Annotated in this window: 10 protein-coding genes and 1 pseudogene; 3 read left to right on the plus strand and 8 right to left on the minus strand. The window is 62.5% G+C overall.

Translation table 11 applies throughout. The features are described from left to right. Positions 1 to 301 precede the first annotated feature (301 nt). On the plus strand, positions 302 to 1,588 hold the full coding sequence (locus ACLRDN_RS13670; protein WP_413456720.1) for an MFS transporter: 1,287 nt from the start codon (positions 302 to 304) through the stop codon (positions 1,586 to 1,588). 88 nt (positions 1,589 to 1,676) lie between these two features. Here the strand turns inward: ACLRDN_RS13670 and ACLRDN_RS13675 are convergent, their stop codons facing one another. The 4 genes from ACLRDN_RS13675 to ACLRDN_RS13690 form a co-directional block, all read right to left on the minus strand. Further along, entirely contained in the window at positions 1,677 to 2,078 is a 402-nt protein-coding gene (locus tag ACLRDN_RS13675) for a type II toxin-antitoxin system MqsA family antitoxin (RefSeq protein ID WP_413456721.1), read from the minus strand. A 1-nt stretch (position 2,079) separates the two neighbouring features. Further along, positions 2,080 to 2,382 (minus strand): type II toxin-antitoxin system MqsR family toxin, encoded by a 303-nt coding sequence (locus ACLRDN_RS13680; RefSeq protein ID WP_413456722.1) that lies wholly within the window; start codon positions 2,380 to 2,382, stop codon positions 2,080 to 2,082. 193 nt (positions 2,383 to 2,575) lie between these two features. Next, positions 2,576 to 3,070, minus strand: coding sequence for a GNAT family N-acetyltransferase (locus ACLRDN_RS13685; protein WP_413456723.1), 495 nt, complete (start codon positions 3,068 to 3,070; stop codon positions 2,576 to 2,578). Beyond that, positions 3,067 to 3,351: a DUF1778 domain-containing protein gene (locus ACLRDN_RS13690; RefSeq protein ID WP_413456724.1), complete on the minus strand. Its 285-nt coding sequence runs from the start codon at positions 3,349 to 3,351 to the stop codon at positions 3,067 to 3,069. Before ACLRDN_RS13690 ends, ACLRDN_RS13685 begins: the two co-directional genes overlap by 4 nt. 366 nt (positions 3,352 to 3,717) lie before the next feature. Between ACLRDN_RS13690 and ACLRDN_RS13695 the strand changes: the two genes are divergently transcribed. Continuing rightward, complete coding sequence (locus ACLRDN_RS13695) at positions 3,718 to 5,946, plus strand: NADP-dependent isocitrate dehydrogenase (protein ID WP_413456725.1); 2,229 nt, start codon at positions 3,718 to 3,720, stop codon at positions 5,944 to 5,946. 132 nt (positions 5,947 to 6,078) lie between these two features. Here ACLRDN_RS13695 and eutC read toward each other — a convergent pair whose 3' ends face one another. The 4 genes and pseudogenes from eutC to eat all read right to left on the minus strand — a co-directional run bounded on the left by eutC (position 6,079) and on the right by eat (position 11,182). After that, complete coding sequence (gene eutC, locus ACLRDN_RS13700) at positions 6,079 to 6,951, minus strand: ethanolamine ammonia-lyase subunit EutC (RefSeq protein WP_413456726.1); 873 nt, start codon at positions 6,949 to 6,951, stop codon at positions 6,079 to 6,081. Next, positions 6,948 to 8,354 (minus strand): ethanolamine ammonia-lyase subunit EutB, encoded by a 1,407-nt coding sequence (locus ACLRDN_RS13705; protein WP_413456727.1) that lies wholly within the window; start codon positions 8,352 to 8,354, stop codon positions 6,948 to 6,950. Before ACLRDN_RS13705 ends, eutC begins: the two co-directional genes overlap by 4 nt. Before the next feature lie 68 nt (positions 8,355 to 8,422). Beyond that, a pseudogene (locus ACLRDN_RS13710) lies at positions 8,423 to 9,744 on the minus strand (HAD family hydrolase). Between the two features lie 55 nt (positions 9,745 to 9,799). Continuing rightward, positions 9,800 to 11,182 carry an ethanolamine permease gene (gene eat, locus ACLRDN_RS13715; RefSeq protein ID WP_413456728.1) on the minus strand — a complete coding sequence of 461 codons (1,383 nt, stop codon included), beginning with the start codon at positions 11,180 to 11,182 and terminating at the stop codon, positions 9,800 to 9,802. 198 nt (positions 11,183 to 11,380) lie between these two features. Here eat and ACLRDN_RS13720 point away from each other — a divergent pair, with 198 nt between their 5' ends. Continuing rightward, a complete protein-coding gene (locus tag ACLRDN_RS13720) occupies positions 11,381 to 12,385 on the plus strand; it encodes a helix-turn-helix domain-containing protein (RefSeq protein ID WP_413456729.1) in 1,005 nt (334 codons plus the stop codon). Positions 12,386 to 12,453 lie beyond the last annotated feature (68 nt).

Here is a 12,453-nt window from a genome sequence, read left to right on the forward strand (position 1 = left end):
GCGCAATGCCGCATTGCACCATAATTCACTCCGGATCGCCTTGATACACCGCAGCTTGTCATGCGAACAGCTTTTTGCGACGGGAATGGGCGCTGAAGCTTTCATCCAGCTATCGAAAAAACCGATATTTGCTTGCGCAGTGCCGCAAGTGGGTCTCATGGAACACTTTCGAGCATAGAATCGGCGGCGCAATAGCTGTCCCCACAAAAAAGATCCTGACACAAGCTGCCGCATGGCAGATCGAGACAGGCGCAAGACCGGAATCAACACGGTCCGCCCAACAGATAACGAGGCACATATCATGACGACATCCACTTCTTCGCAATCGAAGTTTTCCACCGTGCTGCGGGTCACCAGCGGCAACTTCATGGAAATGTTCGATTTCTTCCTGTTCGGTTTCTACGCGACCCACATCTCGAAGGCCTTCTTCCCCAGCGACAACGAGTTTGCCTCGCTGATGCTGACCTTCATGACCTTCGGCGCCGGCTTCCTGATGCGTCCGCTGGGCGCCATCATCCTGGGCGCCTATGTCGACCGCGTCGGCCGCCGCCAGGGCCTCATCGTGACCCTGGCGCTGATGGCACTGGGCACGATGCTCATCGCCTTCGTCCCCTCCTACGCCACCATCGGCGTGCTGGCCCCGTTACTGGTGCTCATCGGCCGCCTGCTGCAAGGCTTCTCGGCCGGTGTGGAACTGGGCGGCGTGTCGGTCTACCTGGCCGAAATGGCCACGCCCGGCAACAAGGGTTTCTATGTGAGCTGGCAGTCGGCCAGCCAGCAGGTGGCCATCATCGTGGCCGCAGCCATCGGCTATGCACTCTCGACCAACCTGACACCGGCCCAGGTCGGTGACTGGGGCTGGCGCGTGCCCTTCTTCATCGGCTGCATGATCGTGCCGGTGCTGTTCGTGATCCGCCGCTCGCTGCAGGAAACCGAAGAGTTCATGCGCCGCAAGCATCGTCCGAGCACGGGCCAGATCTTCCGGTCGATGATCGAGAACTGGAAGCTGGTCATTGCCGGCATGATGCTGGTGTCGATGACCACCGTGTCGTTCTACCTGATCACGGTCTACACCCCGACCTTCGGCAAGAACGTGCTGAAGCTCTCCACCGAGGCCAGCCTGATCGTGACCTTGTGCGTGGGCCTGTCCAACTTCATCTGGCTGCCCATCATGGGCGCGCTGTCGGACCGCATCGGCCGTCGCCCGATCCTGGTGACCTTCACCGTCCTGACCATCCTGACCGCCTATCCGGCCGTGAACTGGCTGGTGCATGACGCCAGCTTCGCCAAGATGCTGATCGTCGAACTGTGGCTGTCCTTCCTGTACGCCAGCTACAACGGCGCCATGGTGGTGGCCCTGACCGAAGTGATGCCGGCCGACGTGCGCACCGCCGGCTTCTCGCTGGCCTACAGCCTGGCTACCGCCGTCTTCGGCGGCTTCACCCCGGCCATTGCGACCGGCCTGATCGAAATCACCCACGACAAGGCTGCTCCAGGGCTCTGGATGAGCACGGCGGCCGTGTGCGGTCTGATCGCCACCCTGATCCTGTATCGCAACAAGGCGGCACGGCAGGCAGTGACAGCCTGAGACAGGTTCTTGTACTAGCTATTGGGATGGGCCGCAGAAATGCGGCCCTTTTTTGTTTGGTCAGCGTCCGTGATCGAACCCGAGATTCTCAGGTAGTCCTGATTTCTTCAAGCAGACCGGGATGGCGATCCAGCAGCCTGAAGAGCTTCACCAGTGAAAGCGGCGGCTTGGCCTTCCCGTTCTCGTAGCGGGAAAAGGCATTGACGCCGCCGCCGAACAACTCGGCGGCCTCACGCTGGTCCAGATCAAGCTTGCGTCTGACCCGCGTGATATAGGCCGGGTCGACATAGGTGGCGTTGACCGTGCGCTGAAATTTGCCGATTTGTGCACTGTAGCGGTCGCCATGTTCACGATCGAGCAGGACTTCGCCACAGGCCGGACAGAAATCTCCCGTCACTGCTTCAATGAGGGTGCTCTGCCCTTTGTAGGTGTAGGGCAGATTGCGCGTTTCGTGGACCAGCTCAGCTGCACCGCAGCAAGGACATTTCATTTCATAGCTCCTTGAAGGAAACGACAAGCACATCATCCACCACGCTCAGCTTGAGATACACCTTGACGCCGCTGGCAAGCCGAGGGTGGTAAACATCCTGCCAGATGCGATGGTCGGCGTGCGTGGTCATGCTTTTATGGAAATCACGGACGGACAGCCCGAGAATCACCGCACAGATGCCTTCCAGATCGTCGATGCCGCAAGCCCGCGCACCCTGAAAGGCCGTAGCGGTCACCCTCACCCTACCGGACTCGATCAACGACCTGAGCAGGGGCAGCTTGCAATGTGCGGTGTGCTTCTCCATCGGAATTCTAACCTGTCAGGTGATTAAACCAAATAGGTTAAAAGATTCCACGGAAGGAACAAACGCGGCGGCTCACATCCAAGCCAAAAGTAAAAATTTCTTCAACTCTTATAGATGAGTTGAAGCGCTTTATTGGAATAGGCCGCAGATTTGCCGCCCCTTTCTTACGGGCTGCTGGAGAAATGCTGCTTGCTTAACGTACCGACGCGAGGGGCAAGAACAGCGTAAGCGGTGCATCCTGGAGGGAGATGAAACCATGATGGCGATAAAAGGCTGACGCTTGCGGGTCCTTGGCATCAACCACGAGAACCGCGCCCGGTATCTCCGCCGCGACGGCCCGGCGCAATGCATTGACCAGCAAAGCGCCACCGAGACCCCGGCCCTTGAACTCCCGGTCGACCGCAAGACGTCCGAGACGGATGGCGGGAATGGCGCCATAGCGAGGCAACTTGCGCCGCAGCTCATCGGACAGGCCCGCCAGCGGCACGCTGGCGCTGGCCAGCGTGTAATAGCCGGCCACCCGCTGATCGTCGTCCACTGCGACCAAGCAGGCAGCTACGCGACGCCGGACGTCCTGGGTCACCTGTTCGCGCAAATAGCGGTTCAAGGCAGGCGTGCCGCAGTCGAAGCGGCTACGGTCGTGAAGGGCGGGATCGAGCGCCGTCACGAGCAACGGCGGGCGCGTCATTCTTCTCTGCGCAGCAACTTGTCATGACGCGCCATGGCGCGCTGCAGTGCCGCCGAAGGTGGTGGCGGAGCCAGAAGCGCCTCGGCAAAGCGCTGCTGGTCCTGCAAGGACAAACGGATGACTTCGGCCTGCTCGACCGCCTTCTGCGCCGCTTCCTGGACGGCAGCGACGACAAAGTCGGTCAAGGTGCGTCCTTCAATCTCGGCGGCACGTTTGAGCAATTGCTGAAGCTCCGGGCTGATCCGGGCTTCCAGTCGAGCAGTGGCGACAGCTGGCGTCATGCGTTTTCCCATGAAATGAATTGTACGGCATTTTGCCGGACACCGACAAAAAGTGTGTCCACGACAATAGCAGAGTCATGCCAAGGCATTGAGAACGGGGCAGCAATCCTTGGAAAAGCAAAAATTTCTTCAAGTCTTATATAAGAGTTGAAGCATTTCGCCCCGCTTAGGAGTAAACTACTGCTGTTTTTTGCCGCGGCCTTCTGGCAGCAGTACGCCAGCCATGCCGCCCCGGGAGACGAATTTCCACGCAGCACAGCCGACAAGGAGGTGGCGCCAGCCCAGGCCGACAGAGCCAGGGCGGTCCATCCGGCGCTGCGGGGATCGCACCAACGCACATCAACACACCAACGCAAGGACATCATCGTGACTACTGGCAAACCGACCATCATCTATACGCTGACCGACGAGGCACCCTATCTGGCGACCCACTCGCTCTTGCCCATCGTCAAGAAGTTCACCGCCGCGGCTGGCATCGACGTCGTCGAAAGCGATATCTCGGTGGCTGCGCGTATCCTGGCTGAATTCCCGGAGTACCTCACCGATGAACAGAAAGTCCCCGACAACCTGGCCGCACTGGGCGCACTGACCCAGAGCCCCGACGCCAACATCATCAAGCTGCCCAACATCAGCGCCTCGATCCTGCAGCTGCAAGCGGCCATCCGCGAACTGCAAGCACGCGGCTACAAGCTGCCGGACTATCCGGAAAACCCGAGCACCGAAGAAGAAAAGGCCCTGCAAAAGCGCTACGCCAAGGTCACCGGCAGCGCCGTGAACCCGGTGCTGCGCGAAGGCAACTCCGACCGCCGCGCGCCCAACGCCGTCAAGAACTACGCCCGCAAGCACCCGCACTCGATGGCCAAGTGGTCCATGGCCTCGCGTACCCACGTGGCGCACATGCACGGCGGCGACTTCTACGCCGGCGAAAAGAGCCTGACCCTGGACAAGGCCGTGGACGTCAAGATGGACCTGGTCACCAAGTCCGGCGAAACCATCGTCCTGAAGCCGAAGATCTCGCTGCAAGCCGGTGAAATCATCGACAGCATGTTCATGAGCAAGCAGGCACTGTGTGCCTACTACGAAGAGCAGATGCAGGACGCCTTCGACACCGACCTGCTGCTGTCGGTGCACGTCAAGGCCACCATGATGAAGGTCTCGCACCCGATCGTCTTCGGCCACGCCGTGCGCACCTACTACAAGGACACCTTCACCAAGCACGCCAAGCTGTTCGCCGAAATCGGCGTGAACCCGAACAACGGCATGTCCGGCGTCTACGAGAAGATCAACACCCTGCCCGAAGACAAGAAGACCGAAGTCCTGGCCGACCTGAAGGCCGATGAAGCCAAGCGCCCGCGCCTGGCCATGGTGGATTCCGCCAAGGGCATCACCAACCTGCACGCCCCCAACGACGTGATCGTTGATGCCTCCATGCCGGCCATGATCCGCGCTGGCGGCAAGATGTGGAACGCTGCCGGCAAGACCGAAGACACCAAGGCCCTGCTGCCGGAATCGACCTTCGCCCGCATCTACCAGGAAATCATCAACTTCTGCAAGACCAACGGCGCCTTCGACCCGACCACCATGGGCACCGTGCCCAACGTCGGCCTGATGGCCCAGAAGGCCGAAGAATACGGTTCGCACGACAAGACCTTCGAAATCGCCCAGGCCGGCGTGGCGCGCATCGTCACCCTGGATGGCCAGGTGCTGCTGGAGCAGAACGTGGAAGAAGGCGACATCTGGCGCATGTGCCAGGTCAAGGACGCCGCCGTGCGTGACTGGGTCAAGCTGGCCGTGACCCGTGCCCGTCTGTCCGGCATGCCGGCCGTCTTCTGGCTGGACCCGTACCGTCCGCACGAAGCCGAACTGATCAAGAAGGTCAACACCTACCTGAAGGATCACGACCTGACCGGTGCCGACATCCAGATCATGTCGCAAGTGCGCGCCATGCGTTACACCCTGGAACGCGTCATCCGCGGCCTGGACACCATCTCGGTGACCGGCAACATCCTGCGCGACTACCTGACCGACCTGTTCCCCATCATGGAACTGGGCACCTCGGCCAAGATGCTGTCGATCGTCCCGCTCATGGCCGGTGGCGGCATGTTCGAAACCGGTGCCGGCGGCTCGGCCCCCAAGCACGTGCAACAGCTGGTCGGTGAAAACCACCTGCGCTGGGATTCGCTGGGTGAATTCCTGGCCCTGGCCGTCTCCATCGAAGACGTGGGCATCAAGACCGGCAACGCCCGCGCCAAGATCCTGGCCAAGACCCTGGACGCTGCCACCGGCAAGCTGCTGGACAACAACAAGTCGCCTTCGACCAAGACCGGCGAGCTGGACAACCGTGGCAGCCACTTCTACCTGGCCCTGTACTGGGCCCAGGAACTGGCCGCCCAGAAGGACGATGCCGAACTGGCCAAGCAGTTCGCCCCGCTGGCCAAGGCACTGTCCGAGAACGAGCAGAAGATCGTCGAAGAACTGAACTCGGTGCAAGGCAAGCAAGTCGACATCGGCGGCTACTACCTGCCGGATCGTGAGAAGACCTTCGCCGTGATGCGTCCGAGCGCCACGCTGAACCAGGCGCTGGAATCGGTGTAAAGCGTCGATGCTTGAGGGAGGGTGGATGCATCGCCCTCCCCCGCGCAAAAAAGGAAAGGCCGCGAATGAAAGTTCGCGGCCTTTTCCTTTTTCCCGATAAGGCTTCCCTTTCAGACTTTCAGATAAGTCGACTCAATCCCCGCCAAGCAAAAAGTTGCGTCGCACATCCAGTTCCTCACCCTCGCTGGCCGTCTCATCCTTCAAGGCCACGCCGGACAGGGCACGCTGGTGCGCCTGCGCCATCAGGTAATGCAGCTTGTAGGCCGCTTCCGGATAAGCCAACCCTTCCGGCCGCACATTGGAGATGCAATTGCGGCTGGCGTCGGTCAGCCCGCGCGAGGGCATCCAGGTCAGGTAGAGACCCATGCTGTCCGGTGAACTCAGCCCCGGACGTTCGCCGATCAGGATCACCACCAGCTTCACGCCCAGCAATTCGCCGATTTCATCGGCCACCGCCACCCGTCCCTGCTGCACGATCACGGGCGGTGCCATCGACCATCCTTCCGGCGCAATACGCTGCATCACCTCCGCCAGGAAAGGCGCGGCATTGCGCACGATGGCCAGCGCGGACAATCCATCAGCGATCACGAAGCCCACATCGAAGCGCCGTTGCGGCGCGGTGCCGAAACGCTCAAGCAGTTGCCGGCGCGATGTTTCCGACAGCCTGCGCCCGAAGTCCGGGCGCTGCAGGTAGACCAGCCGGTCTGCTGCCGCGCTTTGCACATCGATCACCTCTTCGGCCGTGCAGAGCCCGTGCTGCTGCAATTGTTCCTTGAGCGCAGCCACATCCAGCGGCAGGTGCACGGCATCGCGCGCCTGCGCGTGCGCCAGCTGGAAAGCCAGTTGCGGCGCGGTCGGCAGGCTCACGCCAGTGCGTCCCAGGGCGATGCGCGCAGCAGTGAAGCGGCGCAATGCCTCCCACGGATTGGCCGTGACGTTTTCTGCACCGGGGCTGACGTTTTCTGCACCTTGCGGTGAAATGGCTTCTTTGTCGTCCATGGTCATTGAAGGCGCAACAAGGTCTCGCGGAAACCGGGGGGCATGTCGGCATGCAGGCGGAATGCCTGATCCTGGCCGCCCGCATTGAAGATCTGCATCCTGTGCAGCCACGCCTCGAACTCCGGGGCTGGCCGCGAACCCAGTACCCGCCGCGCATACAGCGCATCGTGGAAGGAAGTGGTCTGGTAATTCAACATGATGTCATCCGAACCGGGAATGCCCATGACGAAGGTGCAGCCCGCCACGCCCAGCAAGGTCAGCAGCACATCCATGTCGTTCTGGTCCGCTTCGGCATGGTTGGTGTAGCACACGTCGCAGCCCATGGGCAGGCCCAGCAGCTTGGCGCAGAAATGGTCTTCCAGTCCGGCGCGGATGATCTGCTTGCCGTCATACAGGTATTCCGGCCCGATGAAGCCCACCACCGTATTGACCAGCAGGGGCTTGAAGGCGCGGGCTACCGCATAGGCGCGCGCCTCGCAGGTCTGCTGGTCGATGCCGTGATGCGCATTGGCCGACAGCGCACTGCCCTGGCCGGTTTCGAAATACATCACGTTGTCGCCGACCGTGCCGCGCTGCAGGGACAGCGCAGCCTCACGCGCCTCGCCCAGGATGGCCAGGTCGATGCCGAAGCCGCGATTGGCCGCCTCGGTCCCGGCGATCGACTGGAACACCAGGTCCACCGGCGCACCACGCTCGATGGCGGCAATCGTGTTGGTGACGTGAGTGAGCACGCAGGATTGCGTCGGGATCTCGTAACGCGCGATCACATCGGCCATCATGCCGACCAGCTTGACCACCTGCGGCACGTTGTCGGTAGCGGGATTGATGCCGATGACCGCATCGCCGTTGCCATACATCAGGCCATCGAGCATGCTGGCGGCGATGCCGCTGGCGTCATCCGTGGGGTGATTGGGCTGCAGGCGGGTGGACAAGCGCCCGGGCAAGCCGATGGTATTGCGAAAGGCGGTGACCACGCGGCACTTCTTGGCCACCAGGATCAGGTCCTGGTTGCGCATGATCTTGGAGACGGCCGCTGCCATCTCCGGCGTCACACCGGGCGCCACGGCGGCCAGTACCGTGCTGTCGGTGTCATCGGCCAGCAGCCAGTTGCGGAAGTCGCCGACCGTCAGGTGCGCAATCGGGGCAAAGGCGGCGCGGTCGTGACTGTCGATGATCAGCCGGGTGATTTCATCCTCTTCGTAAGGGATCAGCGGCTCTTCGAGGAAAGTCTTCAGCGGCAGGTTCGCCAGCGCCATCTGGGCAATGGCGCGCTCCTCAGCGCTGCCCGCCGCCACACCGGCCAGCAGATCGCCGGACCGCGCCGGGCTGGCCTTGGCCATCACTTCCTTGAGATCGCGAAACACGTAGCTGGCGCTACCCACACTGTGCCGGAAACGGTGTTCGGCCATGATGATGCTCCTCCTTGGTCACCGCTGCGCGCTCGGGCAGCGGTGCGTCATGCCCCGCTGCTGCCCGATCAGCTGGTCAGCAGTTGCGGTGCGGTCTTGCCGTATTTGATGCTGGTTTCGGCCGGCAGCCAGTTGCCGGTCGACTCCTGGCGTCCCTGCAGCAGGAAGCGCGGCTTGGCGGCACTGATCTGGTCAGCCGCGAGTTTGGACAGCTCACCGATCTTGCCGTTCTTCATGCGATTGACGATGAGGCCGTAGCGGGTCTCGGGGAAGTCACGCAGCATATCGTAATCGCCATCGCTGTCGCCTGCCACGAACAGCGGTCCGTAGCCCTTCTGCGCCACCAGTACCTGCTTGATGGCCACTGTCTTGCCGGGGCCCCAGGTCAATGGCCACTCCTTCAGGTAGGCGTTGCGGAAGACCTGGCCATTGCGCTCCAGGCGCAGGCCGATCACCTGCTCGCGGCCCACGCCATAGCCATACTTGGGATGCGTGGCGAAGACGGCCACCACATCTTCCAGCGAGGCGGTACAGACGTAGACATCGATGCCATTGCGGCGCAAGGCGTCCATCAATGTGGCGATTTCGGTGCACAGGCGGATGCCATGGAAGTGCGACACGCTCACCACGCCCGCCTTGCCCGCGCGGTCTGCCGGACTGGTGTACTTGACCTTGGCCAGCGCCGCGCCCAGGGCCGCATCGTTGGAGGCTTCGGCCAGCGCGCTCACCTCGGCCACGCTCATGTTGGCGAAGAAATAGATCACCCACGGATAACCGACGGCCACGCCATGGGTGTCGTTGACGGCTTCATAGAGGTAGTAGAGCTTGGCGCGGAAGTCCTGGAACTCCGGCGTGGCCGTGATTTCTTCCAGGCTCTTGCTGCCGGCCATGCCCTTGTAGTTGGCGTACAGAAACGCGTAATCGGCATCGAGGTCGGCACAGATGGCCTCCAGGTCCACGATGTTGCCGGCGGCATTCTTGAAGTCCTTGCTGAAGGGGCCGGGCGGCACGTTCTGGCGCGTGATGGCGGCAAACTCGGCCGGTGTCAGCTTGAAGGACAGCGTATTGATCTGGTACATCAGCAGCGCTTCTTCGCAGTCATTCATGATGCTGGTGTTGTCCCAGTCGAACACAGCATAGGGCCGCTTGCCGCTCTGGTAGCCCGGTGCCAGCTTGCCATGCTCGGCGATCATCGCGCCACCATGTCGTGATTGCGGGCAGCCCATTTGGCGCGGTCCAGCGCGACTTCAGCGCGGGCTGCCGCCTGGCCGGGCGTGGCGATGGTGGCCAGTGCGCCACCGGCTGCGGCAGCCAGCAGGCCGCCCAGGAAGCCACGGCGCTTGAGGGCGGGTGCGGTGGTGTCGGTCGTCGGTTTGTGATTGTTGTTCATGATGGCCCAGTCGAATTATCGGTATGGAGTTATCGGTATAAAAGTTTTATATCGTTCAGAATTCCGCAACTGCCGCCGCCCCTTCGGCACGCTGGCGTGCCGTCGCCAGGAACCAGGCATAGCCCAGTGCCAGCAAGGCCACGAAGATGCCGAAGATCAGCGGGTTGTAATAGATCATGGTGGCCATGCACACCAGCGCACCGAAGAGCGCGAAGGCCGGGAAGTACGGATACAGCGGCGCGCGGAAAGGCCGCTCCAGGCCCGCCTCGGTGCGGCGCAGACGCAACAGCGAGAGCATCGACAGGATGTACATGAGGATCGCGCCAAACACCGACATGGTGACGATGTTGGCGGTCAGCGTCTGGCCGCCGATCTTGATGAGTTCATCGCTGTAGATGGCGGCGATCCCGACCACGCCGCCGGCCAGGATGGCTCGGTGCGGGGTCTTGAAACGCGGATGGACGCGGGCGAAATACGCCGGCAGGTAGCCTTCGCGGGCCAGCGCAAATATCTGGCGCGAGTAGCCCAGGATAATGCCGTGGAAGGACGCCACCAGCCCGAACAGTCCCAGCCACACCAGCATATGCAGCCAGTTGCTGTTGTCGCCGACGATCAGTTTCATCGCCTGCGGCAGCGGGTCGTTGATGTTGGAGAGCTTGGTCCAGTCGCCTGCGCCACCGGCAAAGAGCATCACGCCGATGGCCAGCACCACCAGCGTGAGGATGCCGGTGATGTAGGCGATGGGAATGGAACGCTTGGGATCCTTGGCCTCTTCAGCCGCCATGGCCACGCCTTCGATGGCCAGGAAGAACCAGATCGCAAACGGGATCGCCGCGAACATGCCCGGCACCGCCGCCATGCTGAAGCCATCACTGCCGGACCAGCCGCCCTTGGTGAAATTGGTCAGCGAGAAGCCCGGCGCCACCACACCCATGAAGACTAGCAGCTCGAAGATCGCCAGCAGCGTGACGAACAATTCAAAGGTGGCCGCGATCTGCACCCCGACGATGTTGAGCGTCATGAAGAAGAGATAGGCCCCCAGCGCCGCCAGCTTGGGGTCGATATCGGGGAACTGCACATTCAGGTAAGCACCGATGGCCAGCGCGATGGCCGGGGGTGCAAAGACGAATTCAATGAGCGTGGCCGCCCCGGCCAGATAGCCGCCGACGGGGCCGAAGGCGCGCTTGCTGTAGGCAAACGGCCCGCCCGCATGGGGAATGGAAGTGGTCAGTTCAGTAAAGCTGAAGATGAAGGTGGCATACATGGCCGCGATGAACAGCGCCGTGACGGTGAAGCCCAGCGTACCGGCGCTGGCCCAGCCGTAGCTCCAGCCGAAGTATTCGCCGGAGATCACCAGCCCGACCGCAATGGCCCAGAGCTGCAGGGTGGACAGGACGGGCTTGAGCGTATGGCCCTGCCCTGAAGAGCTTGCATTCATTGGTTTCTCCCTTTGGCGCGAGGTCGGAGCCGCTGCATGGCGGCCCCTGTGAAAGGACTGGTGGGCATGGCGCTTGCTTGATTTCACGCATAGCGCTGCCCGGCCTGCGAAATATAGCAACGGCAATTTCGGCGGCGTTATCGAAATTCGGCAAAACTGCGCGGCCGGCCGGCCGCCAGTCGATCAAGGAGCCTGTCCATGTCCCCTCTCGCACTGTCCCAAGCTGACACACCTGCCACGCACAGCCAGCGGGCATTGCGCACCGCCATCGCACGCGATGTGGATGAGCATGCGCACAACCTGACCGATTGGGAGCAGCGCTACGACCAGATCACCTGCGGGACCTTCGAAGGGGTGCTGCAGGAGTGGCACAGCAGCGGCCTGCAGATCTTCCGCGAAGCCAGCAGCCGCGCGGTACGCCAGTCCTGCCAGGTGTGGCCCGACGCCTACTGGTTCGGCATCGAGCCGCATACCAGCGGCATGCGCATCAATGGCCGCCAGGTCGGCGAGGATGTGATGATGACGCGACCCGGCGCCTGCGAATTCGAACTGGTCACGCCCGATGCGCACCAGATCTACGGCATCGTGGTCCAGCGCGATGCCTTGCAGGCCAGCGCCGCGCGCCTGGGCTGCCAGCCGGACTGGCAGCGCCTGGGGCAGGCCGAACTGCTCAAGGTCGATCACCAGGGCCTGGCCGATTGCCGCCAGCACATCCACGACCTGCTGGCACTGGCCGCTCAGGCCAGCGCCCCGCACCACCATGCCGCATTGCAGTTGCGCCAGGAAGCCGTGCTGGTGTCGCTGCTGGCCATGCTGGACGTGGGAGAGATCGAGGCCGAAGCCGGTGCCAGCTTCCTGCGCCGCCGCCGCATCGTCAACGACGCCCGCGAATTCGCCCTGGCCCACCAAGACAGTCCGGTCACCGTACCCATGCTGTGCGAGGCGGTCCATGTCAGCCGCCGCACGCTGCAGTATTGCTTCGAGGATGTGCTGGGCATGAGCCCCATGAGCTACCTGCGCTCGCTGCGCCTCAACGGTGTGCGCCGCGCCCTCTGCCATGGCGACGGCAGCCAGCCCGTGGGCAGCATCGGCGACATTGCGGCTGCCTGGGGCTTTGCCAATTTCAGCCAGTTCTCCTGCGATTACAAGAAGCTCTTCGGACAGACGCCCTCGGCCATGCTGCAGGCGCGGACCCGGCACTGAGCCTTCGGCCGCGCAGGCTCCAGGCTGCTCATGGAGGGGCCCAAGGCGCCGGCCGGGCCAGGAAGCGG

Source organism: Herbaspirillum huttiense (genome assembly GCF_047300815.1).
In the GTDB taxonomy this organism is placed as follows: Bacteria; Pseudomonadota; Gammaproteobacteria; order Burkholderiales; family Burkholderiaceae_D; genus Herbaspirillum; species Herbaspirillum huttiense_A.

Excerpts from the sequence above, each read along its gene's own strand:
- ACLRDN_RS13670 (WP_413456720.1), top strand. The coding sequence starts at position 302 with ATGACGACATCCACTTCTTCGCAATCGAAGTTTTCCACCGTGCTGCGG.
- ACLRDN_RS13675 (WP_413456721.1), bottom strand. The coding sequence starts at position 2,078 with ATGAAATGTCCTTGCTGCGGTGCAGCTGAGCTGGTCCACGAAACGCGC.
- ACLRDN_RS13680 (WP_413456722.1), bottom strand. The coding sequence starts at position 2,382 with ATGGAGAAGCACACCGCACATTGCAAGCTGCCCCTGCTCAGGTCGTTG.
- ACLRDN_RS13685 (WP_413456723.1), bottom strand. The coding sequence starts at position 3,070 with ATGACGCGCCCGCCGTTGCTCGTGACGGCGCTCGATCCCGCCCTTCAC.
- ACLRDN_RS13690 (WP_413456724.1), bottom strand. The coding sequence starts at position 3,351 with ATGACGCCAGCTGTCGCCACTGCTCGACTGGAAGCCCGGATCAGCCCG.
- eutC (WP_413456726.1), bottom strand. The coding sequence starts at position 6,951 with ATGACCATGGACGACAAAGAAGCCATTTCACCGCAAGGTGCAGAAAAC.
- ACLRDN_RS13705 (WP_413456727.1), bottom strand. The coding sequence starts at position 8,354 with ATGGCCGAACACCGTTTCCGGCACAGTGTGGGTAGCGCCAGCTACGTG.
- eat (WP_413456728.1), bottom strand. The coding sequence starts at position 11,182 with ATGAATGCAAGCTCTTCAGGGCAGGGCCATACGCTCAAGCCCGTCCTG.
- ACLRDN_RS13720 (WP_413456729.1), top strand. The coding sequence starts at position 11,381 with ATGTCCCCTCTCGCACTGTCCCAAGCTGACACACCTGCCACGCACAGC.